15 protein-coding genes and 1 pseudogene are annotated in these 25619 nt (G+C 68.1%); 8 read left to right on the top strand and 8 right to left on the bottom strand.

Features of this window, described 5'->3' with window-relative positions; genetic code table 11:
• Positions 1-45: 45 nt before the first annotated feature.
• Entirely contained in the window at positions 46-2337 is a 2292-nt protein-coding gene (locus tag ACN469_RS38185) for a hypothetical protein (protein ID WP_498776364.1), read from the top strand.
• 20 nt (positions 2338-2357) lie between these two features.
• Here ACN469_RS38185 and ACN469_RS38180 read toward each other — a convergent pair whose 3' ends face one another.
• The 4 genes from ACN469_RS38180 to ACN469_RS38165 form a co-directional block, all read right to left on the bottom strand.
• On the bottom strand, positions 2358-3800 hold the full coding sequence (locus ACN469_RS38180; RefSeq protein WP_498776362.1) for a hypothetical protein: 1443 nt from the start codon (positions 3798-3800) through the stop codon (positions 2358-2360).
• A gap of 181 nt (positions 3801-3981) precedes the next feature.
• Positions 3982-5961, bottom strand: a complete 1980-nt coding sequence (locus tag ACN469_RS38175; RefSeq protein WP_498776360.1) for a hybrid sensor histidine kinase/response regulator — start codon at positions 5959-5961, stop codon at positions 3982-3984.
• A 113-nt stretch (positions 5962-6074) separates the two neighbouring features.
• Positions 6075-13238, bottom strand: a complete 7164-nt coding sequence (locus ACN469_RS38170; RefSeq protein ID WP_498776639.1) for a HAMP domain-containing protein — start codon at positions 13236-13238, stop codon at positions 6075-6077.
• Between the two features lie 431 nt (positions 13239-13669).
• Positions 13670-14560 (bottom strand): hypothetical protein, encoded by an 891-nt coding sequence (locus ACN469_RS38165; protein ID WP_498776358.1) that lies wholly within the window; start codon positions 14558-14560, stop codon positions 13670-13672.
• A 312-nt stretch (positions 14561-14872) separates the two neighbouring features.
• On the opposite strand from ACN469_RS38165, the gene ACN469_RS38160 reads away from it, so the two are divergent.
• Positions 14873-15982: a hypothetical protein gene (locus ACN469_RS38160; protein ID WP_498776356.1), complete on the top strand. Its 1110-nt coding sequence runs from the start codon at positions 14873-14875 to the stop codon at positions 15980-15982.
• A gap of 4 nt (positions 15983-15986) precedes the next feature.
• On the opposite strand, the gene ACN469_RS38155 is transcribed toward ACN469_RS38160, so the two are convergent.
• Genes ACN469_RS38155 through ACN469_RS38145 form a run of 3 tightly spaced genes read right to left on the bottom strand, consistent with a single transcriptional unit; the run spans position 15987 to position 17416 of the window.
• On the bottom strand, positions 15987-16283 hold the full coding sequence (locus ACN469_RS38155; protein ID WP_498776355.1) for a cyclic-phosphate processing receiver domain-containing protein: 297 nt from the start codon (positions 16281-16283) through the stop codon (positions 15987-15989).
• Positions 16284-16305: 22 nt separating this feature from the next.
• On the bottom strand, positions 16306-16536 hold the full coding sequence (locus tag ACN469_RS38150; protein ID WP_498776353.1) for a hypothetical protein: 231 nt from the start codon (positions 16534-16536) through the stop codon (positions 16306-16308).
• Positions 16537-16570: 34 nt separating this feature from the next.
• Positions 16571-17416 (bottom strand): 2-oxo acid dehydrogenase subunit E2, encoded by an 846-nt coding sequence (locus ACN469_RS38145; RefSeq protein ID WP_498776351.1) that lies wholly within the window; start codon positions 17414-17416, stop codon positions 16571-16573.
• A 112-nt stretch (positions 17417-17528) separates the two neighbouring features.
• On the opposite strand from ACN469_RS38145, the gene ACN469_RS38140 reads away from it, so the two are divergent.
• Entirely contained in the window at positions 17529-18464 is a 936-nt protein-coding gene (locus ACN469_RS38140; RefSeq protein WP_498776349.1) for a DUF1684 domain-containing protein, read from the top strand.
• Positions 18465-18650: 186 nt separating this feature from the next.
• Positions 18651-19952 (top strand): type II toxin-antitoxin system HipA family toxin YjjJ, encoded by a 1302-nt coding sequence (gene yjjJ / locus ACN469_RS38135; RefSeq protein ID WP_498776347.1) that lies wholly within the window; start codon positions 18651-18653, stop codon positions 19950-19952.
• A 55-nt stretch (positions 19953-20007) separates the two neighbouring features.
• Here yjjJ and ACN469_RS38130 read toward each other — a convergent pair whose 3' ends face one another.
• On the bottom strand, positions 20008-20589 hold the full coding sequence (locus ACN469_RS38130) for a type 1 glutamine amidotransferase domain-containing protein (RefSeq protein ID WP_498776345.1): 582 nt from the start codon (positions 20587-20589) through the stop codon (positions 20008-20010).
• 205 nt (positions 20590-20794) lie between these two features.
• Here ACN469_RS38130 and ACN469_RS38125 point away from each other — a divergent pair, with 205 nt between their 5' ends.
• The 4 genes and pseudogenes from ACN469_RS38125 to ACN469_RS38110 all read left to right on the top strand — a co-directional run bounded on the left by ACN469_RS38125 (position 20795) and on the right by ACN469_RS38110 (position 25615).
• A complete protein-coding gene (locus ACN469_RS38125; protein ID WP_498776343.1) occupies positions 20795-21961 on the top strand; it encodes a PQQ-dependent sugar dehydrogenase in 1167 nt (388 codons plus the stop codon).
• 88 nt (positions 21962-22049) lie between these two features.
• Positions 22050-23633 (top strand): cation:proton antiporter, encoded by a 1584-nt coding sequence (locus ACN469_RS38120; RefSeq protein WP_498776341.1) that lies wholly within the window; start codon positions 22050-22052, stop codon positions 23631-23633.
• Positions 23630-24760 carry an NAD-binding protein gene (locus tag ACN469_RS38115; RefSeq protein WP_498776339.1) on the top strand — a complete coding sequence of 377 codons (1131 nt, stop codon included), beginning with the start codon at positions 23630-23632 and terminating at the stop codon, positions 24758-24760. Before ACN469_RS38120 ends, ACN469_RS38115 begins: the two co-directional genes overlap by 4 nt.
• Positions 24761-24792: 32 nt before the next feature.
• A pseudogene (locus tag ACN469_RS38110) lies at positions 24793-25615 on the top strand (AHH domain-containing protein).
• Positions 25616-25619: the final 4 nt, after the last annotated feature.

The raw sequence follows: 25619 nt of genomic DNA, 5'->3' as shown, positions 1-25619 counted from the left end.
CACGGCGCTTGACGCTGGTGCCCTTCCTCGCTGTTTAACGGGGGGATGGAATCCGTCCGCGCGCTCTGCTTCACATGGCTGCTGGTGGGTGGCCTGGCCGCCGCCGCGCCCGTCGTCCAGGTGCCCGAGGGCGGCGCTGGCGTGCCGGTCGTCTCGAAGGGTGTCGTCTGCGGGCCGCTGCGCGCGGGCTGGACGCTGGCGACGGACGGCCGCACCCTGCGGCCTCCGCAGCGGGTGGAGCAGGACGACGCGCGCATCCAGGAGCTGAAGGTCGCCGCCTCCACGGCGCAGTGCGAGACGACCGAGGAGCGCGTCACCGTCATCGCCACCGGCGCCTTTCCCCGGGTGGACGCGGCGGGCACGAACTTCTTCCCGGACGAGGGCCGGGTGGAGCTGCGCGGCACGGGGCTGGACCACGTGGGCATCGCCTGGAGCGGAACGCCCCGGGGCGAGTCCCAGCCCCAGCTCATCGAAGGACAAGACAGGTGTCTTGCGCCCTCCACGGAGCGAGGGCCGGCGAGCTGCACGGTGCCCGTGGCGCGCGGGCTGCCCACGGACGCGGCGCTCTACTGGACGCCGCCCCACGGACGCCATGGGCCGGACGTCACGACGTACGACGCCGCGGGCAACCTGGTGGCCCCGGAGACCTTCCGCCTGCGCCCGGGCCGGGTGGTGCTGACGCAGCCGCTCATCCAGTCGGGGGGCGTGGATGTGTCGCGGGGGCCGGGCTCGGTGGCGCTGAGCCACTCGGAGGCGCTGGCGTCGGTGGACTGCGGGCCGGTGCGCTGCGAGGTGAACGAGGGCACGGTGTCGCTGCGCAACGTGCCCGGGGTGGACGTGAGCGTGACGCTGCGGCTGCGGCTGGCGCCGCGCATCTACTTCGCGCGAGGCGAGGTGCTGGAGCAGGTGCTGCTGGAGACGTTGCCGGTGCTGGCGTGTCCGCTCACGGCCGTGGAGGGCACGGTGCTGCGCGACGCGGAGAACGCGGCGATGGTGGTGCGGCTGGACACCTCGTGTCAGCACGACCCGCGCAAGCTCCTGTGGTCGATGAACGACCAGCGGGCGCGCGTGGAGCGCGTGGTGAAGGCGCAGGACGGCGTCTATGTGCTGCTGCGCACGGGGGGCACGTCCGAGCAGCAGGTGACGGTCATCGCGCAGACCTCGCGGGTGGAGGGCTCCGTGGTGGCGTCGGACACGACGAAGACGCAGCCGTTGCCGGTGCCGCGCGCGTCACTGGAGCTGCCGGACCAGGGGGCCATCGACTTCATCCCCATCAACCGACCGGCGGAGCTGATTGTGGCCTCCAGCGGGGAGCAGGGACGCTTCGTTCCGCGCCCGGTGGCCGGGGCGTACAGCATCATCTCGCGCGACGGGACGACGTATGTGCAGGGCGAGCCCACCGCGGGCGGCTTCGTGTCGCTGCGCTTCGGCTATCAGGTGTCCACGCTGCCGGGGGAGCTGGCGACGACGGACCTGTTCATCGTCAACGAGCGGGTGCAGCGCTCGGTGCGTGAGGCGAGCGTCCCCATCCGCATCGAGAGCGTGGTGGAGTTCGTGTGCGCGGACAAGGAGGGCAAGGACCAGGTGCTGGAGCCCAGCCGTCCGCACCGCATCCACTACGAGATGCGCAACTCGTGTCGGGTCATCATCCACCGGGAGCGACTGAAGCCCGAGCAGGGCACACAGGAAATCGTGCTGCGCATCGACGTCACCAAGGCGGACGGCGCGGCGCGGGGAGAGAGCCGGGTGGAGCAGCGGATGTTGCTGCGGCCTCAAGGTGAAGCGCGGACGATTCCGGTGCCGGGCCAGCTGTCGCAGTTCGACCGGATACTCGTGCAGGTGTCGTTGGTGGCGGACGAGTCGCGTTATGCGCTGAGCACGTCGGACCGCTCGGGGCTGCCGTCGGCGCAGTGGACGGCCATCGTGAGTGGTGGGCGTTTCCGGCTGTACACGACGGCGACGATTCCGGCGGGCCTCTACCGGGCGACGGAGCCCAGCGGGCAGCTCATCCTGAACTTCGGCGTGGTGTCGCGCCTGGCGCTCCTGAACAACGAGGGGCAGGAGCGGCTGTTGGGCATCGAGATGGGATTGATGGGGATGGGGTTGATTCCCCAGTCCGGCGACATCGAGTTCCCGCCGACGTTGGCGGTGGTGCTGGGGCTCAGCTTGCGCGTGCCCATTGGGCCGGGAGCAGCGGTGGGAGCGCAGGCGTGGGTGGCGCGCGAGTTCCGCGACGACATCACCCGCCGCTCCGACGGCTCCGTCGTCCCGTCCAGCCGCTGGTCCTTCATCTTCGGACCCAGCATCTCCGTGGGCAACGTGGGCTTCAATCTCTGACACGCCCCCCGCGCGCCACGTCAGGTGAAGGACTTGACGTAGTTCGCCATGATGGCCGGATGGTCTGAGTAGAACTCGCCATCCAGCGTGCGCGACAGGGCTATCGTGTCGTGTCCCAGCCAGTGCATGGGTTCTGTCTCGACCTGCTCCAGATTCACGATCATCCCTCCCATGTAGTTGTTCTGCGAGTTCGAGTTGGAATGGGAAAAGGTGTATTTCGGATTGAACGTCCCGGACGGGCCGTCCGTCTTCGCAAAGGAGTAGTCGTTCGGAAAGAACCCTCCGCTTAGCTCGAAGGAGTCCATGTTCAGGTCGCCCAGCAGCGCATCGATGCCCTGGTCGCGCGCGAACTGACCCACCTCCTGAAGGGTTTTCTCCTTGGCGGCCTTGGAGGTGTGCCCTGTGTAGTCCGCATCCAGATGGACCCCCGCCACCTCGACATAGACATTCGGTAAGGCAATCTTCTGGACGGTCAGCCACTTCTCGGTCTTCGTCTTGCCCGATTTGCGGATCAGGGCTCGTGCGTCGAAGAGGACTTGCGTCGCGCTCATCTCGTCCTTCAGGACGTAGGCGGCAATCTCATTCTTGTGGTCGACATTCTTGTCGCCCAATAGGGCCTTGAGGCTGCCAATCTTCCGGTACTTGAGCTGCGGACAGGGCTGGAGCATGTCCGGGAAGGGGGCATCTTTCAGCTGCTCCGAGAGGAAGATGACCTCGGGGCACAACTCGGACAGTTGCAGGTGCATGGTGAATTCGCGCCTGGCGTGCACCGCTTCCCAGAGCTTCCAGTCGGTACACGCGCGGATGTGCTTGTCGACAATCTCGTTGTAGTGATCCCCGATTTCCTTGTCCGTCATGGCCCGAGCCTTGGGCTCGAACAGCGACTGTCCCGGAAAGACCTTGGTGTTGAATGCACTGAGGGGGGTCTGCACCGTCGGCTGCGTGAACGGCGAGAAGACGTTGTCCGGCCTGGGGATGAAGTCCGCCTGGAAGGTCCCCTTGCCGGCGTTTTGTTTATAGATATTTTTTCCCGCGTCGAACGGGATGAACAGCGTCATGCACTGCAGTCGGAGGGTGTTCGGCCGGACGATGCTGGGCGTGTCGTCGAACGCAGTGGGCGAGGGCTCCTCATCCATCGCGCGCACCCGCTTGGGGCGCTCCTGGGTGCCATGCGTCCCCATGTCGGAGTGGGAGCGCTTGGTGCCCGCCGCCTTCTTGGAGATGCCGCTGTAGTCCCGATTGACGCCGGGCTTGGACTTCTCGACCTTCCCGCGGTGATGGTCCCGCTTGGCGTCGCTGTACTTGAACGGAAGAGGCTTACGGGGCTCAAGTGGTTTAAGTGGGTCAACGGGCGCGAGGTTTCTCGCGACGGTGATGGCCCGCAGGCAGTTCCGGCAGAGGTTCTTATCCTCGAAGGTGAAGACGAACACCTTCTGGTTGCATCGCTTGCATCGAATCAACATGGTGTCTCGCGCGCCTGAGGGGGGTAACGGCCAACCCTTCCCACAGCAAGCGGCAAGCCAGCGCTAAGTCACTGGGGACACCAAGGAAGCGCCCCCTCTGGACGCGGGGCGCGTTCCAGTCAGACGCGGGTGCGTTCCGGTGGAACGCGGGGCCGGCGGACGCACCGGCTCGCCGCGGGGTTCAGCTCGCCGTGCGCGTCCCGTGCTCATGGTGCACGGGCACACCGGGGGACTCCGTCTCACGCGAAAGCCAGACGTTGAACGTGGACCCCTGGCCCGGCACGCCCTGGGACTCCACCCAGATGCGACCGCCGTGCTGCTCGACGATGCCCTGGCTGATGGTGAGCCCCAACCCCAGGCCGCCGTACTTGCTGCCGTGCGCGCGCCCGAAGCGCTCGAAGATGAGCGCCTGCTTGTCCTTGGGAATCCCCACCCCGCTGTCCTTCACGGACAGGTGCACGCCTTCCTTCCCCTCGCGCACCAGCCGCACCAGCACCGCCCCGCCCTCCGGTGAGTAGCGGATGGCGTTGGACAAGAGGTTCGTCAGCACCTGGTCCAACCGCCCCCGGTCCCACGTCCCCTCCAGCTGCTCCGGCGTCTCCACCTGGATTTCATGCCCCTGCGACAGCACCGCCATGCGGTCCCGCGTCTCCTGCACCAGCTGGCTCAAGTCGAACTTCTCCAGCTCCAACGACAGCCGCCCCGCCTGCAGCCGGCTGATGTCCAGCAGGTCCTCCACCAGCTTCGCCATCCGGTCGATTTGCCGGTTGATGATTTTCAGCGACTTGCCCGGCCCCGCCTCCGTCTCGCCGCCCAGCTTCAAGAGCGCCAGGTGCGCGTGCCCCTTGGCCGCCGCCAGCGGCGTGCGCAGCTCGTGGCTCGCCGCCGCGAGGAACGCGTCCTTCGCCTCGCTCGCCAGCCGCAGCGCCGTCTCCGCCCGCTGCCGCTCGGTGATGTCGCGCGCCACGGAGATGAACCGTCCAGGCCCCTCCGCCGCGCCCACGAACTGGAGCACCACCTCCACCGGCACCTCGGTGCCATCCCGGCGCCGGTGCGTCGTGGAGTACGTCTGGCTGGGCAACGTCCCGCTCACCAGCGGCGCCAGCAACTTGCGGAACCCCGCCTCGTCGAACGCGCTCTCCACCTCCAGCACCGACAGCCCCACCAGCTCATCCGTGGTGCTCACGAGCTGCTTGGCCGCTCCCGCGTTGGCATACGTGAGCGTCAGCGAGTCCGGCGAGAACATCAGGACGCAGTCCAGCGTCGCGTCCAACGTCATCTTGAAGCGCCCCAGCGCCTCCTCCGCCCGCCGCTTGTCGTCGATGTCCGTGGCCACCGCGATCCAGCCCTGCACGTGCCCGGACTCGTCCCGCTCCGGCACCGCGCGCGCCAGATGCCAGCGATACACACCGTCGAAGCGCCGCAGCCGGAACTCGCGCTCCACCCGCTGACCGGAGCGGATGGCCGACTCCCACGCCACGCGCATCTCCTCCCGGTCCACCGGGTGCACGAACTCCAGGAACGTGCCCAGCGACAGCGGCTGCTCCTCGTGGATGCCCGTGTAGTCGCGCCCCGCCCGGTTGGCGTAGGTGAACGAGCCGTCCGCGCGCGCCGCCCACATGACCTCCGGCAGCGACTCCGTGAGCCGCCGGTAGCGAAGCTCGCCCTGCCGCTCCACCGCCTCGCGCTCGCGCTGGCGCAACATCGCCGCCTGCCGCTGGATTTGTTGTTCCTTGAGGAACAAATCCACGAAGACGCTGACCTTCGAGCGGAGGATTTCCGGGTCGAAGGGCTTGAGCAGGTAGTCCACCGCGCCGTGCGCGTAGCCCTTGAAGATGTGGGCCGCGTCGCGGCTGAGCGCGGTGAGGAAGATGATGGGGATGGTGCGCGTGCGCTCACGCTGCTTGATGAGCGTGGCCGTCTGGAAGCCGTCCAGGCCCGGCATCTGCACGTCCATCAGGATGACGGCGAAGTCGCGCTGAAGCAGGAACTTCAGCGCCTCCTCGCCGCTGGTCGCTTTGACCAGCTCCTGTCCCAACGGCTCGAGGATGGCCTCCAGCGCCAGCAGGTTGGACGGGTGGTCGTCCACCATCAGGATGCTTGCCCGGGGACGGCTTGCACCGTCCTGGGGGCGTTCGGAGATGTGTTCGCTAGGCGTCATTGAAATAGGAGCAAGGTATGCCCCACCGTTCACTGGTGGGACAGGCTAGGCGCGACCTCCGCTGTCCCCAAGCCCGGCGGTAACGAGTCGTGCGCTAGCCATCATTCGACCTCTCAAGCCGACACCCAGAGACGGATGAGCTCCAGGAGCTTGTCCGTATCCACCGGCTTGGGCAGGTAGTCACTGGCCCCCGCGGCCATGCACTTCTCCCGGTCGTCCTTCAGGGCCTTCGCTGTCACGGCGATGATGGGCAGGCTGGCGTACCTCACGTCCTTGCGGATGGCCCGCATGGTCTCGTACCCGTCCATCTCCGGCATCATCACGTCCATCAGCACGATGGACACGTCGCGGTGCTGCTCGAGCGTCTCGATGGCCGCCCGCCCGTTCTCCGCGAAGACCACCTGCAGGCCGTGGTTCTCCAGCACGCTGGTGAGCGCGAAGATGTTGCGCATGTCGTCATCGACGACGAGCACCTTCTTGCCCGTCAGCTCCGTCTCCTGCTCGCTGCGCTGCGCCAGGGCCGCCCGCGCGCGCGGAGGCAGGTTCTGGTCCAGCCGGTGCAGGAACAACGCCGTGTCGCTGAGCAACTGTTCGGGACTCTTCGTTCCGCTCTTGAGGATGACGCTGCCGGTGTAGCGGCGCAGGCGCGCGTCGTCCTTCGGCGTCAGCTCCTTGCCCGTGTAGATGACGATGGGCAAGTCCCTGAAGCGCTGCTGCGTCTTCACCTCCTCCACCAGCTTGATGCCGTCCATATCCGGCAGGAGCAGGTCGATGACGAGGCAGTCGTACTCGCCCTCCTCCAGCTTCTGGAGGACCTCCTGGCCGGTGGCCACGGGCGTCACGAGCACGTCGCCGCCCTCGGCGAGCAGGCTGACCAGGCTGTTGCGCTGGACGTCGTCGTCCTCCACCAGCAACAGGCGGCGCTCCGTGCGCTCCAGGAACTTCGCCAGCTGGTTGAACACCCGCTCCAGGCCTTCCTTGCTGACGGGCTTGGTGAGGTAGCCGAACGCGCCCTGGGCGTTGCCCAGGTGCTTGTCCATGACGCTGATGATGTGCACCGGGATGTGGCGCGTGCGCGGGTTGCGCTTGAGCCTGTCGAGCACGCTCCAGCCGTCGACGACGGGCAGCTGGATGTCGAGCGTCACCGCGTGCGGCTGGAACTCGTTGGCCATGGACAGGCCGGTGTCACCGCGCGTGGCGACCAGGGCCTTGAAGCCCTTCTCCCGCGCCAGCTGCACCATGATGCGGGCGAACTTCAGGTCGTCCTCGATGATGAGCAGGACGCGGTCACCCTCGCGGATGTGGTCCCGGTCGTCCTCCACCGCGAGCGGCGGCAGCAGCGAGTCCACCTGGGGCGGCGGCAGCGCCGCGTCCAGCACATGGGCGCTCTCCGCGGCGGTCGGGGGCGCCGGCGAGGGCGGCGGAGCCAGCGGGAGCAGGGCCTCCGGCGACGAGGCGGTCATGCGCGACAGCGGCTCGAGCGGCGCCGGCATGACCGGCATGCCGTCGTCTTCCGGGCCCACGTACTCGGGCGGCAGGTACAGCGTGAAGGTGCTGCCCTTGCGCGGCTCGCTGTGGACGTGGATTTCGCCGCCCAGCAGCTTGGCGATTTCGCGGCTGATGGACAGGCCCAGGCCGGTGCCGCCGTACTTGCGCGCGGTGGAGCCGTCCGCCTGCTGGAACGCCTCGAAGATGAGGCGCTGCTTGTCCTTGGCGATGCCGATGCCCGTGTCCGTCACCGCGAAGGCGAGCACGAAGCGCGAGCGCTTGAGCACCTCGTGGTCCAGGCGCGTGCCCGGCTCGGCCAGCTTCACCGTCATCTTCACGTTGCCTTCGTCGGTGAACTTGAAGGCGTTGGAGAGCAGGTTCTTGAGCACCTGCTGCAGCCGCTGCGGGTCGGTGCGGATGTGGCGCGGCGCGCCCTGGGCCACCTCCACCGTGAAGGCCAGGTTCTTCTGGTCCGCGACGGGGCGGAAGCTCCGGTCGATGAACTGGTTGAGCTCCGACAGGACGATGTCCCGCGGCTCCACCTGCATCTTCCCGGCCTCCACCTTGGACAGGTCGAGGATTTCGTTGATGAGGCTGAGCAAATCACCACCGGAGGCGTAGATGGTGTTCGCGTACTCCACCTGCTTGGTGCTGAGGTTGCCGTCCTTGTTGTCGGACAGCAGCTTGGCCAGGATGAGCAGGCTGTTGAGCGGCGTGCGCAGCTCGTGGCTCATGTTGGCCAGGAACTCGCTCTTGTACTTGGAGATGACGGTGAGCTGCTCGGCCTTCTCCTCCAGGCTGACGCGGGCGCGTTCGACTTCGTTGTTCTTCTCCTCGACGCGCCGGTTCTGCTCCTCGAGCAGCTTCGCCTTGTCCTCCAGCTCGCTGTTGCTGCGCTTGAGCGCGTCCTGCTGCTGCGTCAGCTCGCGCGACTGGCTCTGCAGCTCCTGAGTCAGGCCCTGCGACTGCTGCAGGAGCTGCTCGGTGCGCATGTTCGCCATGATCATGTTCAGGACCACGCCGATGCTCTCGGTGAGCTGGTCCAGGAAGATTTGATGGATGGCGCTGAAGGTGTGGAACGAGGCCAGCTCGATGACGGCCTTCACCTCACCCTCGAACAGCACGGGCAGGACGATGATGTTCAGGGGCGCGGACTCGCCCAGGCCGGAGGAGATGGTGATGTAGTCCGGCGGCACGTGGGTGAGCAGAATCGTCTTCCGCTCCAGGGCCGTCTGTCCCACGAGGCCCTCGCCCAGCCGGAACCGGTTGGCGATGTGCTTGCGCTCCCGGTACGCGTAGGTGCTCGTCAGCTTGAGCACGGGCGCGCCGGATTCGGCGTCCATCAGGAAGAAGGCGCCGTGGTGGGCGGAGACCAGCGGCGTCAGCTCGCTCATGATGAGGCGGCTGACGGCGTCCAGGCTCTTCTGGCCCTGCATCATGCCGCTGAACTTCGCCAGGTTCGTCTTGAGCCAGTCCTGCTCCTGGTTCTTCTGCGTGGTCTCACGCAGGTTGACGATCATCTGGTTGATGTTGTCCTTCAGCGCGGCGACCTCGCCCTCCGCGACGACGGTGATGCTCCGGGTGAGGTCACCCTTCGTCACCGCGGTGGCCACGTCGGAGATGGCGCGCAGCTGGCTCGTCAGGGTGCCGGCGAGCTGGTTCACGTTGTCGGTGAGCTGCCGCCACGTACCGCGCGCACCGGGCACGCGGGCCTGACCGCCCAGCTTTCCTTCGATACCGACCTCGCGGGCCACCGTGGACACCTGCTCGGCGAACGTGCCCAGCGTGTCCGTCATGTTGTTGATGGTGTCCGCGAGCGCGGCGACCTCGCCCTTCGCGTCGACGATGAGCTTCTGGGTGAGGTCACCGTTGGCGACCGCCGTCACCACGCGGACGATTCCGCGCACCTGGGTGGTGAGGTTGGAGGCCATGAAGTTCACGTTGTCCGTGAGGTCCTTCCACGTGCCGGCCACACCGGGCACGCGGGCCTGTCCACCCAGCTTCCCTTCGACGCCGACCTCGCGGGCCACCGTGGACACCTGCTCGGCGAAGGTGCCCAGCGTGTCCGTCATGTTGTTGATGGTCTCAGCGAGGGCCGCCACTTCGCCCTTCGCATCCACCACCAGCTTCTGCTTGAGGTCGCCGTTGGCGACGGCCGTCACGACCTTGACGATGCCGCGCACCTGGGTCGTCAGGTTGCGGGCCATGAAGTTCACGTTGTCCGTCAGGTCCTTCCAGACGCCGGACACGCCGCGCACCTCCGCCTGTCCACCCAGCTTGCCTTCCGTGCCGACCTCGCGAGCGACGCGCGTCACCTCCGAGGCGAACGAGTTGAGCTGGTCCACCATGATGTTGATGGTGTCCTTCAGCTCCAGAATCTCGCCCTTCGCGTCGACGGTGATTTTCTTCGACAGGTCACCATTGGCGACCGCCGTCGTCACCAGCGCGATGTTTCGCACCTGCGCGGTGAGGTTGGAGGCCATGCTGTTCACGTTGTCCGTGAGGTCCTTCCACGTGCCGGCGACTCCCGGCACCGCGGCCTGACCGCCCAGCTTGCCGTCCGTACCGACTTCCTTCGCGACGCGAGTCACTTCGGCGGCGAACGCGCGGAGCTGGTCCACCATCGTGTTGATGGTGCTCTTGAGCTCCAGGATTTCGCCCCGCGCCTCGACCGAGATTTTCTGCGACAGGTCGCCGTTGGCGACGGCCGTCGTCACCTTGGCGATGTTTCGCACCTGGTCCGTCAGGTTGCCGGCGAGGACGTTCACGTTGTCGGTGAGCTCCTTCCAGACGCCCGCGACGCCGGGCACCGCGGCCTGACCGCCCAGCTTGCCCTCGGTGCCGACCTCCTTCGCGACACGCGTCACTTCCGACGCGAAGCCTCGGAGCTGGTCCACCATCGTGTTGATGGTGTTCTTCAGCTCCAGCACCTCGCCCTTCACGGAGACGGTGATTTTCTGCGACAGGTCACCGTTGGCGACGGCCGTCGTCACCTTGGCGATGTTTCGCACCTGGTCCGTCAGGTTGCCGGCGAGGACATTCACATTGTCGGTGAGGTCCTTCCAGACGCCGGACACGCCCTTCACATCGGCCTGCCCGCCCAGCTTGCCCTCGGTGCCGACTTCCTTGGCGACGCGAGTCACTTCGGCGGCGAACGCGCGGAGCTGGTCCACCATCGTGTTGATGGTGCTCTTGAGCTCCAGCACCTCGCCCTTGGCGTCGACGGTGATTTTCTTCGACAGGTCGCCATTCGCGACGGCCGTCGTCACCTCGGCGATGTTTCGCACCTGGGCCGTGAGGTTGTTGGCCAGCAGGTTCACGTTGTTGGTGAGGTCCTTCCACGTGCCCGCGACGCCCGGCACCTCGGCCTGAGCGCCCAGCTTCCCTTCCACGCCCACCGTGCGGGCGACGTCCGTCACCTGCTGGGCGAAGATGGACAGCGTCTGCGTCATCGCGTTGATGGTCTCCGCGAGGGCGGCGATTTCGCCCTTCGCGTCCATGATGAGCTTCTGGGTGAGGTCTCCGTTGGCGACCGCCGTCACCACGCGGACGATGCCGCGCACCTGGCTGGTGAGGTTGGAGGCCATGAAGTTCACGTTGTCCGTGAGGTCCTTCCAGACGCCGGACACGCCACGCACCTCGGCCTGCCCACCCAGCTTCCCTTCGGTGCCGACCTCCTTCGCGACGCGCGTCACTTCCGACGCGAAGCCTCGGAGCTGGTCCACCATCGTGTTGATGGTGCTCTTGAGCTCCAGCACCTCGCCCTTGGCGTCGACCGTAATCTTCTTCGACAGGTCACCATTGGCGACGGCCGTGGTGACTTCGGCGATGTTGCGGACCTGGTCGGTGAGGTTGTTCGCGAGCAGGTTCACGTTGTTGGTGAGGTCCTTCCACGTGCCCGCGACGCCCGGCACCACGGCCTGGGCGCCCAGCTTTCCTTCCACGCCCACCGTACGAGCGACGTCCGTCACCTGCTGCGCGAAGATGGACAGCGTCTGAGTCATCGCGTTGATGGTGTCGGCCAGCTCGGCGACCTCGCCCTTGGCCTCCATCTTCAGCCGCTGCGTCAAATCCCCGTTGGCGACCGCCGTCACCACCTTGGCGATGCCTCGCACCTGGGTGGTGAGGTTGACGGCCATCACGTTCACGTTGTCCGTGAGGTCCTTCCACGTACCGGAGACGCCCTTCACCTCGGCCTGACCGCCCAGCTTGCCGTGCGTGCCGACCTCGCGCGCGACGCGCGTCACCTCAGAGGCGAACGAGTTGAGCTGGTCCACCATCGTGTTGATGGTGTTCTTCAGCTCCAGAATCTCGCCGCGAGCGTCGACGGTGATCTTCTTGGACAGGTCACCATTGGCCACCGACGTCGTCACCAGGGCGATGTTGCGCACCTGGGTGGTGAGGTTGGAGGCCATGCTGTTGACGTTGTCGGTGAGGTCCTTCCACACGCCGGCGACGCCCTTGACGTCGGCCTGACCGCCCAGCTTGCCGTCGGTGCCCACCTCGCGCGCGACGCGCGTCACCTCGGAGGCGAAGGCGCGGAGCTGGTCCACCATCGTGTTGATGGTGTCCTTCAGCTCCATCACCTCGCCCTTCACGTCCACGGTGATCTTCTTCGACAGGTCGCCCTTCGCGACGGCCGTCGTCACGTCGGCGATGTTTCGCACCTGGGCCGTGAGGTTGTTGGCCATCAGGTTGACGTTGTCGGTGAGGTCCTTCCACGTGCCGGCGGCGCCGGGCACCTGGGCCTGGGCGCCCAGCTTGCCCTCGACACCCACGGTGCGCGCCACGCTCGTCACCTGCTGGGCGAAGACGTTGAGCGTGTCCGTCATGTTGTTGAGCGTCGCGCCCAGCGCGGCGATTTCGCCCTGCGACGGCACCATCAGCTTCTGGGTGAGGTCCCCGTTGGCGACGGCCGTCACCACCTTCACGATGCCGCGCACCTGCGTCGTGAGGTTGGAGGCCATGAAGTTCACGTTGTCCGTGAGGTCCTTCCACGTGCCGGAGACACCGGGCACCGCGGCCTGACCGCCCAGCTTTCCTTCCGTGCCCACTTCACGCGCGACGCGCGTCACTTCGGAGGCGAAGCCGTTGAGCTGGTCCACCATGGTGTTGATGGTGCTCTTGAGCTCGAGCACCTCGCCGCGCGCGTCCACCGTGATTTTCTTGGACAGGTCGCCGTTGGCGACGGCGGTGGACACCTCGGCGATGTTTCGCACCTGGGCCGTGAGGTTGTTGGCCATCAGGTTCACGTTGTCCGTGAGGTCCTTCCAGACGCCGGACACGCCCTTCACCTCGGCCTGACCGCCCAGCTTGCCGTCGCTGCCCACCTCGCGCGCGACGCGCGTCACCTCGGCGGCGAACGAGTTGAGCTGATCCAACATCGCGTTCACGGTGGTGCCGATGCGCAGGAACTCGCCCTTCACCGGCTGGCCGTCGATTTCGAGGGCCATCTTCTGCGTCAGGTCGCCTTCGGCCACCGCCACCAGCACGCGCGCGACTTCCGTCGTCGGCTGCACCAGGTCGCCGATGAGCGCGTTGATGGAGTTCATCCCCGTCGCCCAGTCGCCGCGCACGTCGCCCAGCGAGACGCGCTCGCCCATGCGGCCCTCGCGGCCGACGACGCGAGACACGCGCACCATCTCGTGCGTCATGGAGGAGTTGAGCGTCACCACCGCGTTGAAGACGCGCGAGATGTCATCCATCACCGGCAGGGTGGAGAAGTCCGGCAGGCGCACGGAGAAGTCTCCGCCTTGCACCGCCCGCAGCGCGGACAGCAGCGTCTGCATCGGGTCATCGCCCCGGATGCGCGAGCCGCCTCCAGGCGTCCTGGCGCCACCCCCTCGGCCGCGCGAGCCCTCGCCCGCCTGCCTGCCTGTGCGCTCAGCTTCCACGCGATTGGCGGCGAGGTTTGCGCTGGAGCCCCGCGGGCTGGAAGCCGCTTCGCTCCGAGGCTTGCGCGTCGAGGCGCGCTTCTTGCCCTTGGTGGTGGAGCTGGGAACCTTGGTGTCGTCCACGAGGAGAACCCTTCTGATCGGGATGAACGCCGTGAGTTGTGTTTCACGACGGACGGGCCGGGGCTCGAATCTCCTGTGAGTTCGCGGGCTTGTCGATTCAAAGCCCACCCCGGCGGGGCAATTTGTCGGCTACTCGACTTCACGGCGGACATTCCGGACGCCCCGTGTGGAATCCACGGGACCCAGAGCCTTTGTGCAACATGTCAGGGCGGCGGCGCCGTGCAGGGAAAACCGTCACAGCCCTGGACATAGAGCGGCCGACCGGAGAGCCGGCGAGCAGGGGCCAGACTCCGGTAGGCCGGCGCCTTCTCCTGAACACCCGTGCGCACGTCGACCGTGAAGGACGGCGCCCCGGACGGTGCACAGCCGATCAGCAACCGGTCGGGTGCGTCCAACCACCACACCGTCTCCACGGCGCAGGGGGAGGTCAGCTCGACGGGCACGAGGGTGTGAGCGTCAAAGACGCGGAGCACGCCCTCGGAGAGCACGGCGGCCAGGACACCGCCCGCGCCCACGGAGAGCCGGCCGGCGCTTCCGGAGACGAGCGTCTGCGCGAGCACCGTGCCGCCGGGAGACACGGAGACGAGCTGACCGGAGGCATCCAGCGCCAGCATGCCGTGGGAGTGGCCGACGAGGGCCACGGGCTCGAAGTCGCCCATGGGACGCAGGGAGGCGCCGTCCTCGCGCAGCAGGCGGCCTTCGACGGAGAGCCACAGTCGGTTGTCTCCGTCGAAGGCGAGCGCGAGGGTGCCGTTGAGCTCCTTGCGTTGGGCGACGTCACCAGGGCCGCAGACGGCGACGGAGTGGGGTCCGTAGACGGCGGCGCGCGAGGCATCCGGGGAGACGGTCCAACCCAGCCGGGCCTCGGGGTGGGCCTTGGAGAGACAGTGGTTGAGGGCGCCGAAGTTCGGGTCCGTCGTCGGGGAGGACACGAGGTAGGGCAGGCTGGTGGTGGCGACGTAGAGCAAGAAGCCCAGCGAGACGGCGGTGGCGAGGGTGAGGGGCCAGGGCCTGAGGCTGCGCGCGCGGGTGTTCCTGGCGGACGCGCGTGCGCCCTTCCTTCCCGTGGTCACCGCGCTCTCGCGTCCACTCAAGGTGAGTCCTCGTGACAGTGCTGCTCCGGCCCTCGGCCTCACACGCATAGCGCCCGGCACGCTTCCGAGCCACCCACCCCGAGGGTGTTCGCAGCACAGCACGGATTGGGTGCGGGTGCCCACGAGTCCCGTTTCTCCGACGACGCCCGGCCGAGCCCCTGCGGTCACCACCCAGCAGGTTCCCTCCGTGCTCGCAGGTACGCAGTACGAACAAGCACACGCGAGCTGAACGCGAGCATGCGAGCTTCCGCGAGGCTCGCTTGTCGCCAGGGCCCCCAGCCTCAACCTTGAGCACGAGGAAAGGACCCCACCATGCGACGAGCGCTCTTCTCAGCGGCCCTGACGTTCAGCTTCTTGATGACTCCCGTTGCCCTCGCGCAGACAGCGGGCAGTGGTGCGAGCGGTGGGACGTCCGCTCAAGGGACGACTCCGCTGCCCCAGAATCAGCAGGGCAGCGGTGTCTCGGGAGATACCGGCGTGCAGCCCCCGGGCACGTACGAGTCAGGAAACTTCTCGCCCGTCCCACAGGGCGCCACGGGCGCCGAGGACAATCTCGGTACGCCGAACACGGATTACTCGGGCACGGGCGGCTCCGGCGTCAGCGACCCACGCTACACCCCACCCTCGGCCGGAACCGCGGTCGTGCCCCAAGGCTCGGACGTCAGCGGCACACAGGGCACCGGTGGCTCCGGATCCAACGACACGAGCACGACGCAGACTCCCGCCACGGACAACAGCTCCGACGTCAGCGGCACGCAGGGCACCGGTGGCTCCGGTAGCAAGCACAACACTTCCGCCCCGAACCAGGGCTCGGCAAGCGGCATCCCCAGCGGCAGGGCCGCCGCCACGCCGCAAGGTACCGAACCCACGGACGCGACAGGTGACGCGCATGGTGGCAGCGCGGAGGCCGCATCCTCGGGTAAAGACCTGAGCCCTCGGCAACTGACTCGTGAAGTCGCGATGCTTCGCTCCGATGTCCTGCGCCTCCAGCGACAGGTCAACGCCTTCCACGGCGGTCACTCGGGTCAGCAAGAAGAGGGCACCGGCGGCTCGGGACAGGCTGCCTCGGGACAGAACACGCCCCCGGCCCAGAGCACGCCCCCGGCCCAGAGCGCATCCCCAGCGCCCGCACGGGACACCGGCGCGGACCCCGAAAAGACCGTGATTGCCACCGTCGTGATGCGCGGACAGGTGGCCTCGACCTCGAAGGGACGCGTCGTGGTCCGAGACGCGGAGACCGGTGACCTCTACAACCTGCGTGTGGGACAGAACACCCAGGTGGTGCGCAACGGCCAGCGCATCTCCCTCGAAAACCTGCCCCAGGGCACCGCCGTCCAGGCCGCGTTCAGCCTCATCGCCGACGGCAGCACCGACGCGACCCGAATCCAGGTGGCCCCGAGCCCAAGCCCGCGCTCACGCTGAACCGTCACCGCTCTCGCGCGAACCGCTCGATGCGCGCCGTCGCCAGTTCCATCTTGTGGCGCGCGGAGCTGTTCGCCGAGTGCACCCGGACTCGGGGAGGAACGAAGCCTCGCGTGGCCACCGCCTCCTCGAGCCACAACAGCACGTCATACCCCGTGCCGTGCTCATCATCCCCGAGGTCATGGTCGAGGCTGAGCTCGACGACCTGCCCACCTTCGAGCAACGCGATGGCCTCCTCCGGCCACCGCACCGCCACCCAGCCCTCGGGCGTGGGGCGCTCGTCGTCCAGATAGACCTTCATCGATGCCGCTCCACCGTGGGATTCAGCGCTCCTCGTCCTTCGACTTGCCCTCCGTGAGCTGCCGCATCTTCGCGGCGAAGGGACTCTCCCCTTCCGCGCGATTGGGCCCACCCGCCAGTCGCTGGCGCCGAGTCATCGCCAGTCCACCTTCCGCGGGCCCCTCGAGCGCTTCCTTCTCGTAGCGGTCCTGCCCTCCGAGCGCGCGCCCCACGGGACGGGCAGAGGCAACGCGACGATTGGTATCCACGGGCATGACGGGACCTCCAGCGGTGGCGACTTGCTCCGTTCTACCCCACCCGCTCGCCGCTCGCAGCCCCCCACGTCTCCTCGGGGGCCTCCAGCGCCGCGCCCACGTGCCGCAGCACCTTCGCCACCACCTCCACGTCGAGCGCCCGCGCATCCCACGTGCACGTCAGCGTCATCATCCGCCCGGGCACCAGCTCGCCCGCCTCCACCACCGGCACGGACCGCACCGCACCCGGCGCGAGGATGAGCGGCACCCGCGTGTACGGCACCGTCGCCACGAAGCCTCGCTCCAACCCCAGCGAGCCCAGGCTCGTCACCACCACCGAACCGAACGGGTCCCTGGGCATCCCCACCCAGCGCAGGTCGATGTTCAAGGTGAACCAGACAAAGGACAACAGTCGCAGCGCCAGCCCCATGAAGAGTCCGGGGATGCGATACGAGCGGCGCTTGCCCCGCTCGATGACCGCGTCCTTGCGCGAGCGCACCTGGGCCACGACGGCCTCCATCGCCCGCGCGAACTCTCCCAGGGACAACGTGTCCGCCCGAGGCACCGTGGCCGTCGTCAGGTCCGCCCGCCCCGACTCCTCGGGCTGCACCACGAGCACGCACACGCCCACGTCCACGCGCAGAGCGGGTGCGCCCCAGCGCAGGAGCACGTTGGCCTCGGGGTGCAGGCGCAGCGCATCCGCGGACGCCTTGGCCACCAGGTGCGTCACCGTGAGGCGCTGTCCGGTGCGAGCCCGCCACGCCTCCAGGAACTCGACGGCCTTCTCCATGCGCACTTCCAGGGACGCATAGGCGCTCGCGTCGCTGGGCGAACGCCAGGCCCCCAGGGCGAGCTTGCGGAAGGCACCCGGCGGCGGTGCCGGCTTCAGGTCGAGTTCCACGGCGGGTGTCCGGCTTCGCACGGAGCCCGGTCGCCTGCAACCCTGCGCCGCGCACCCCACCCTGTTAGACAGGGGCCACCGCTGGAAGCCCCCTCTCACCGAGGCACCCGACATGACGCCCCTTGCCCTGGCCCTGTCCCTCGCCCTCCAGGCCGCGCCGGCCCCGCAGAAGGCCCCGCCCCCGAAACCCGCTGCCCCCGCCAAGACCGTGTCCACTCCCACGACGCCCGAAGACCTCACCGCCTCCACCCGTGCCTGGCATGAGCAGCGCCTCCAGCGACTCCAGTCCGAGGAGGGCTGGTTGACGCTCGTCGGTCTCTTCTGGCTCAAGGAGGGCGAGCAGACCGCCGGCTCCGCGCCCGAGAGCGAGCTGGACTTCCCGGCCGGTACGCCCGCGAAGCTCGGCACCTTCACGCGCAAGGGCAACACCGTCAGCTTCCAGCCCGCGCCGGGCGTGCGGTTCACGCGCAACAACGAGCCCTTCACCGGAGGCGAGCTGACGACGGACGAGAAGGGCTCCCCGGATGTAGTGCAGCTCGGCAGCCTCAACTTCCAGGTCATCCTCCGAGGCGACAAGCTGGGCGTGCGCGTGAAGGACTCGCAGGCGCAGGCGCGCAAGGAGTTCCATGGCATCGCGACCTATCCGGCGAGCCCCACGTGGAAGGTCACCGCGCGCTTCGAGCCCTCCGCCACGCCGCGCACGCTCCAGGTGCCCAACGTGCTGGGAACCACGGAGGAGATGAAGGCGCCGGGCACGCTCGTCTTCACGGTGGACGGCAAGGAGTACCGCCTGACGCCGGTGGAGGAGGAGGGCTCGAATCAGCTCTTCATCATCTTCGCGGATGAGACGAACCGCGATGCGACGTACGGCGCGGGCCGCTTCCTGTACTCGGACATGCCGAAGGACGGACAGGTGGTGCTCGACTTCAACCGCTCCTACAACCCGCCCTGCGCCTTCACGCGCTTCGCCACCTGCCCGCTGCCGCCCCGTGGCAACCGCCTGGCCGTCCGCGTGGAAGCCGGCGAGAAGCGCTACGGCGACCACTGAGGTCCAGGGAGCTGCTCATCCCGCTGTGCCCACCGGGCCGACTCCGCTCTCACGCGGGGCGGCCCGGTTTCATTTTCCCCAATGAATCCAGGCATATGACAACCCATATGCCTTGGGTAATGCTCACGAATCGAATCAGGAATCTGCTCACGGATTGAATCAGGGAGTCAGGGCAAGCCCCACACCATGGCCACGGTGGACCAGCTTCTGGCGGCCATCGGCCGTCGGGATGAGACCCGGGCGAGCGAGCTCGCGACACAGCTCAAGGTCTCTCGCCCCTCGGTGACGCGCCTCCTGCTAGCAGCAGGGGACCGCGTGTGTCGCATGGGCGAGGGACCTGCGACCCGCTATGCCCGAACCCGGGAGCTTCCCTCTCTCGGCACACGGATGAACATCCACCGCATCGATGAAGCAGGCGCCGTCCACCAGTACGGAGTGCTCCGCTTGCTCGCGAGAGGCCGACACTGGCTCGAATACACGAAGGGTGCGCCCGCGCTCTTCGCGGGGCTACCACCCTTTGCGACGGACATGAGCCCACAGGGCTACATCGGTGCGACTTTCGCATTCCGACATCCCGAACTCTCACTCCCACAACGCGTCGCGGATTGGACGGACGACCACTGTCTCATCGCGCTCGGCCTGCGTGGAGAGGACTGCGTCGGAGACCTCATCGTCGGCGACGAATCGCTCGACAGATACCTCGCCGCGCCTCCACCCAGTGCGACACCAGACGACTACCCCACGCTCGCACGTGATTCCGGAACGGGACTCTCTGGCGCCTCTGTGGGCGGAGCGCATCCCAAGTTCGCGACGTACACCCAAGGTCGCCACGTCATCGTGAAGTTCGCGGGCCCTGACGATGGAGCAGCGGCCTCCCGTTGGAGGGACCTGCTCATCGCCGAAGCCCTCGCGCTCGAAACCCTTCGAGACGCGGGCATCTCCGCGGCCAACGCCCGTTGGCTGGATGTGGAGGACCATCGCTTCCTCGAAGTGGAGCGCTTCGACCGAAGCGGCCCGCGCGGAAGGAAGGCCCTGCTGTCACTCGGAGCCATCACCGACGAGTACATCGGCCCGCGCGACACCTGGACGCAGGCCGCATCGAGAATGCATGAGGCGCAGCTCATCTCCGAGGACGATGCCCGGCGCATGCGCTGGCTCGACACCTTCGGCCAGCTCACCGGCAACACGGACCGCCACTTCGGCAACCTGTCCTTCTTCGCGGAAGGGCCGAAGCGATTCCGACTCGCGCCGGTCTACGACATGCTGCCCATGGTGTTCGCGCCCGTGGGAACGAACCTCATCGAGCGGACCTTCACGCCACGCCCTCCCACCGCGAACACCGTGGACGTCTGGTCCGACGCCGCACGTCTCGCCCTCGCGTACTGGGAGAAGCTCTCACGCGAGCCAGCGCTCAGCGCACCGTTCCGAGAGCGATGCGGCCACTGCGAGGCCACCCTCCAGGCCTTCGTGAACCAGCAGCCTGTCTGACCCCTGCGCCAACAGGCCACGAGCCGACACACCTCGTCAGCTCGTGGCCCGTGACTCAGTGCATACCGGACGGCTGCTCCGAAGTGGCCTCGCGCCCGCGCGACGGTGCCATACGAGGAGCGATGCCCTGGGCCACCTGTCGCAGCAGCGCATCACTGAAGGCCGGCAGGTCCCCCGGGTTGCGTGAGGTGATGAGGTTGCCGTCCTCCACCACCTCACGGTCCACCCAGCGCGCCCCCGCGTTGATGAGGTCCGTGCGGATGGAGGGCCAGGACGTGACGGTCCGCCCGTCCAAGACGTCCGCCTCCACCAACATCCACGGCGCATGGCACACCGCCGCCAGCGGCTTGTCCGCGCGGTAGAAGTCCCGCACGAAGCCCACCATGTCGATGTCCATGCGCAGATGGTCCGGCGAGTAGCCCCCCGGAATCACCAGCGCATCGAAGTCCCGAGACGACACGTTCCGCACGGCCTTGTCCGGGGTGATGACCTCCTCACCCTTCTTGCCCTTCACGGGCTTGCCATCCTCCACGCCGATGACAATCGCCTCGTGCCCCGCTTGCTTCACGCGGTCGTACGGAATGCGGAACTCAGAATCCTCGAAGTCGTCAGCCAGGATGAACGCGATGCGCGCCATAGGACGTCTCCTTCTTGCGAATGGGCGGGTTGTCCCGTGCGCTCAAGGTGCCCACGCGCCTCGCGACGCCACAGGCGCGCCTCCGCGCTCGGCCCGGTCGCCTGCCCTCCCTCCCGACAAGGGACGCCTCCCCGAGCGTCCTCACCCTCACGCCCTCCCTCCGTCGCACTGGCGCCCCCGCCTGCCCACGGACATTAATCGCCCCATGCGCGCCTCTCGCCTGCTCGCCTCCGCCCTCCTGGTGCTCGCCCTGTCGGCCTCCGCCTGTCGCAAGAGCCAGTCCCAGGGCACCGCCTCGCCCCAGGACTGCCTGCGCGTCGCTGACGACTGGGGCCCGGATGGCGCCGTGCCCATCACCGTCGACGTCGTCGCGGAAGGGCTGGAAGTCCCCTGGGGCATCGCCTGGCTGCCTGGCGGCGACGCGCTCATCACCGAGCGACCCGGCCGCGTGCGGCTGCTCAAGGCCGGCGTCCTCCAGCCCCAGCCCGTCGCCACCGTGCGCATCACCCGCGTGGCGGAGGGCGGACTGCTCGGCATCGCCGCTCACCCGGACTTCGGGACGAACCGCCAGTTCTACGTCTACGTCACCACCGATGCGAGCGGCCAGGACGAGAACCGCGTGGAGCGGTGGACCCTCTCCGAGGACCACACCACCGCGACGTTCGACCGCGTCGTCTTCAGCGGCATCCCCTCCGCCACGTACCACGACGGCGGACGCCTGCGCTTCGGCCCCGACGGCATGCTCTACGCGGGCACCGGTGACGCCCGCGAGCCGGACCGCTCGCAGAACGTCAACGACCCGGCCGGCAAGCTCCTGCGCCTGACGCCCGAAGGACAGGTCCCCCAGGACAACCCCTTCCCCAACTCCCCCGCGTTCCTCACCGGCCTCCGCAACCTCCAGGGTTGGGACTGGAAGGATGCCACCACGCTGTACGTGACGGACCACGGCCCGAGCGGCGAGACGATGCGGCGTGGGCACGACGAGGTGAGCCTCGCGCGTCCCGGGAGCAACCTGGGCTGGCCCGGCATCTACTCGTGCGAGGTTCATGAAGGCTGGGTGACGCCCTCGCTCACGTTCGCGGACGCGATGCCACCGGGGGGCGCCGCCCTCTACACCGGCACCGCCATCCCCGAATGGAAGGGCTCCCTGCTGGTGGGCACGCTGGGCTCACGACACCTGCACCGCGTGGAGTTCGAGTCGGACAACCCGGCCCGAGTCGCCCGCCACGAGGTGTACCTGCGCGACACGTATGGCCGGCTGCGCGAGGTGAGCATGGGTCCGGACGGCCACCTGTACGTCACCACCAGCAACTGTGACGGGCGAGGGGACTGCGGGGCGAAGAAGGACCTCATCCTCCGCCTGAGACGCTAGCGCGCCCACGGGCGGCCTGGCCGGTTCGCATGCGGGGGTCGTGACCTCGCTCCTCCGTTCTGGAAGACTGCGCGACGTGCACTTGGAGATGCCTCTCGTCATTGGGTTGATGGTGGCGGCCATCGTCCTGGCCATCGCAGCCAAACGGGCGAACATGCCCTACAACGTGGCGCTCGTGGTGGGAGGCCTGCTCATCTCGGTGGGCAACCTGCTCCCCGGCGTGCCGCCACTCAACCCGGAGGTGGTGTTCCTCGTCTGCCTGCCGGCGCTGCTCTTTGAGGGAGGCATCACCGCGGACCTCAATGGCATCCGCGCCAATGCCCTGCCCATCCTCCTCCTGTCCACGCTCGGCATGGTGCTGGCCATCGGCGCCACGGGCACCGCGCTGCACTACCTGGTGGACCTGGCCATCTGGCCCGCGCTGCTGTTGGGCGCGCTGCTGGCCGTGACGGACACCGTCTCCATCCTCTACGCGTTCCGTCGCGCCCCGGTGCCGCCGCGCCTGTCCGGCATCATCCAGGGCGAGAGCCTCTTCAACGACGGCACGGCCCTGGTGGCCTACGCGGCCATCGCCAGCGTGGTGGCGGGAGCCGCGGCGCCGTCCCTGCCGATGCTGGCCGCGCGCGTGCTGCTCGCCTCGGCGGGTGGCGCGGTGGTGGGGCTCGCGGTGGGCATGCTGGGTGCCTTCGTCATCCGCCGCACCGAGGACCCGCTGGCCGAAATCATGGTGACGACGGCCGTGGCCCTGTCCTCGTTCGTGGTCGCCGAGCAGCTCCACCTGTCGGGCGCCATCTCCGCCGTCGTCGCGGGACTGGCCGTCGGTGTCGGACTGCGCAAGGACGTGTCCCCGCAGAGTCGGGTGGCCATCCACTCCTTCTGGGAGTACGCCACGTTCGGGGTGAACACCTTCCTCTTCCTGGCGGTGGGGCTCACCACCAAGCCGGAGACGCTCAGCGGCTACCTGCCGGAGACGGCCATCGCGGTGGGCTGCGTGCTTGGCGGGCGCGCGGTGGCCATCTACGGGCCCTTCTTGCTGCTGCGGCTCTTCCGCCCGGCGGAGGCCGTCCCACCGCGCTGGCAGCACGTGTTCATCGTCGGCAACATCAAGGGCGCGCTGTCCATCGGACTCGCGCTGGGTCTTCCGGAGACGACGCCGGGTCGCGAGAAGCTGGTGGCCATCGCCTTCGGTGTGACGCTGGTGTCGCTGGTGGGTCAGGGGTTGATGCTCACGCGCGCGCTGAAGTGGCTGGGCCTGTTCCAGCAGGACGAGGTGGCGCTGGCCATGTCCGAGCAGCGCGGCCGGCTCATCGCCAGTCGCGCGGCGCACCAGGAGCTGGCGTCGCTGCACGAGCAGGGGTTGGTGCCTCGGGCCGCGTATGACCACCTGCGCAGCGAGTATCAGGTGAGCATCGCTCGGGCGGAGCGCGAGCTGCGGCGGCTCAATGACCATCATCTGGCGCAGGGGGCGCGGGACCTCATCGCCATGCGACGGCGGCTCATCGACGCGGAGCGCACGGCGCTCCAGGTGGCGCGCAGGAGCGGCCTCATCCCCGAGACGACGGCGGAGCACATGCTGGCGCAGTTGGATGAGCGGACGCTGATGCTGGAGAAGGTGTTGCACGGAGTGCACGGCGACGAGCCGGCGGCGGATCACGGGAGGAAGGCGTCGTGAAAATCGTCATCGCGGGAGGGGGACGGGTGGGAAGTGTGCTCGCGTCCCGGCTGGTGGCCGAGCAGCACACCGTGACAGTCATCGAGCGGGACGCGAGCATCTGCGCGCGCCTCTTCGAGGAAGTGGGCGTGGTGGCGGTGTGCGGGGACGCGACGAGTCCGCAGGTATTGGAGTCGGCGGGCGTGGCGTCCGCGGACGTGGCGGCGGGGGTGCTGGCGAGGGACCCGGAGAACCTGGCGTTCGCCATGCTGGTGCGCAGCATGTCCCCCGCGCGCATCATGGTGCGCATGTTGGACACGAGCTACCGCGAGGCGTACCGGCTGGCGGGCGTGAAGGAGCTGGTGGCGGAGGCGGAGGTGGTGGTGGCGAAGATGACCACGGCCATCGACTTCCCGCAGGTGGCGGGCTCGTTGCCGCTGGGTGATGGCGACACGGTGTTGTTCGAGCTGGCGTTGCCGTTGCGTGCGCGTGTGGCGGGGCAGACGGTGGCGCAGGTGCGGGCGATGGAGGGCTTCCCGCGCGAGTGCATCTTCATCGGCATGGTGGACCCGCAGGGCCGCGCGGCGCTGCCGGATGGGAGCACGGTGCTGAAGGCGGGGCACACCATCATCCTCGTCGCGCGGCGGGCACAGCTCGCGGACGCGGTGACGTTCCTCACGACGGAGCCGGTGGGCACGACGGGAGCGGCGGCGCTGGCGGCGACGCTGCGCAAGGTGGACTTCCTGGCGCCGCTGAATCCGGTGGAGCTGGAGACAGTGGCGCGCGGCGCGGAGCACCTCCAGCGTCCGGCGGGCACGGAGCTGTTCCGACAGGGCGACGCGGGAGAGAGCTTCTACGTGGTGCTCGCGGGTGAGGTGCAGCTCAGGGACACGGGAGGACAGGCCGTGGCCCTGGTGAAGCCAGGAGGCTTCTTCGGCGAGCTGGCGCTGCTGACGGGAGAGCCGCGCACGGCCACGGCGGTGACGGCCACGGCCTGCGAGCTGGCGGCGGTGGGCCGCGAGGACTTCCGCAGCGTCGTCATGGCCAACCCGGGCGTGGCGCTGGAGATGAGCCGCATCCTCGGAGAGCGCCTGTCACGCGCGCAGGGCGGCAAGACGCCCAAGCGGTGGGGACTCTTCGGCCGGTAGGTTGGACACCTGCAAGGAACCGGAGGAGCTTGATGCGTACGTATTGGTTCTTCTGGCTGGGGCTCTTCTTCATCGGAACAGGCTGCTCGACGAGCCGCGTCGTCCGCCTGGATACAGGCTCGGGAACCGCTCTTGCCCACAGGCCCTTCACGGAGGACGACTCCGGCCCCGTGGAGTTGGACGACGACGAGTTCGAAGAGGCCATCGCGACCCTCGCCCACGATGTGCGGCCCTTTGTCCATCCATTGAGAGAAGCCCGGGAACTCTTCGGCGTGCCCGAACGAAGCGCGGTGTATCGCTACGAAGGCCGGGGTCGGGGTCCTCGGCTCATCCTCCAGAAAGACGACGCAGGCTCCGAGGGTCTTCACCTCTTGGAGACGTATGCGGATGAGGAGCTGACACGCGCGTATGGACAGTGGTGCGCCCGCAAGGACCAGCCGGGCGACTGCTTGCGACTGCTCGATGAGGTTCGCCATCGGTCTCGCCCCTCAGGCTGTCGCCATGGCGGCGCGGGGAATGCGCGACGGCCGCCCCCGGAAGCATCACATCGCCACTGACAAGAACAGCCGCTCCACCGCACGCGGTGGCCCTTGGACGCCACGTTTCAGGAGAATCTTCAGGAAGGCGGGGATGGAGTTGAAGGACTCCGAGAACATCGTGCCCCTCGAGGGCCACAAAGGGCCGCATCCCCAGGCGTACCACGAGCGTGTCTTCGACCAACTGAACGGCGCGACCGCGAACTGTCGCAGGGTGGACGAATGCCGCGAGGCCCTGACTCGCGCACTCCAGAAACTGGCCAAGGAAGTCGCCACCCGTGGCACGGACCTCAACAAGCTCGTGACCCAAGGAAAGTAGCGGT

Origin of the sequence: Corallococcus terminator (genome assembly GCF_049194865.1) — a bacterium.
GTDB classification, from domain to species: Bacteria; Myxococcota; Myxococcia; order Myxococcales; family Myxococcaceae; genus Myxococcus; species Myxococcus terminator_A.
This window is presented reverse-complemented; position numbering and strand designations above follow the sequence as displayed.

Excerpts from the sequence above, each read along its gene's own strand:
- ACN469_RS38185 (WP_498776364.1), top strand. The coding sequence starts at position 46 with ATGGAATCCGTCCGCGCGCTCTGCTTCACATGGCTGCTGGTGGGTGGC.
- ACN469_RS38180 (WP_498776362.1), bottom strand. The coding sequence starts at position 3,800 with ATGTTGATTCGATGCAAGCGATGCAACCAGAAGGTGTTCGTCTTCACC.
- ACN469_RS38175 (WP_498776360.1), bottom strand. The coding sequence starts at position 5,961 with ATGACGCCTAGCGAACACATCTCCGAACGCCCCCAGGACGGTGCAAGC.
- ACN469_RS38170 (WP_498776639.1), bottom strand. The coding sequence starts at position 13,238 with ATGCAGACGCTGCTGTCCGCGCTGCGGGCGGTGCAAGGCGGAGACTTC.
- ACN469_RS38160 (WP_498776356.1), top strand. The coding sequence starts at position 14,873 with ATGCGACGAGCGCTCTTCTCAGCGGCCCTGACGTTCAGCTTCTTGATG.
- ACN469_RS38155 (WP_498776355.1), bottom strand. The coding sequence starts at position 16,283 with ATGAAGGTCTATCTGGACGACGAGCGCCCCACGCCCGAGGGCTGGGTG.
- ACN469_RS38150 (WP_498776353.1), bottom strand. The coding sequence starts at position 16,536 with ATGCCCGTGGATACCAATCGTCGCGTTGCCTCTGCCCGTCCCGTGGGG.
- ACN469_RS38140 (WP_498776349.1), top strand. The coding sequence starts at position 17,529 with ATGACGCCCCTTGCCCTGGCCCTGTCCCTCGCCCTCCAGGCCGCGCCG.
- yjjJ (WP_498776347.1), top strand. The coding sequence starts at position 18,651 with ATGGCCACGGTGGACCAGCTTCTGGCGGCCATCGGCCGTCGGGATGAG.
- ACN469_RS38130 (WP_498776345.1), bottom strand. The coding sequence starts at position 20,589 with ATGGCGCGCATCGCGTTCATCCTGGCTGACGACTTCGAGGATTCTGAG.
- ACN469_RS38125 (WP_498776343.1), top strand. The coding sequence starts at position 20,795 with ATGCGCGCCTCTCGCCTGCTCGCCTCCGCCCTCCTGGTGCTCGCCCTG.
- ACN469_RS38120 (WP_498776341.1), top strand. The coding sequence starts at position 22,050 with ATGCCTCTCGTCATTGGGTTGATGGTGGCGGCCATCGTCCTGGCCATC.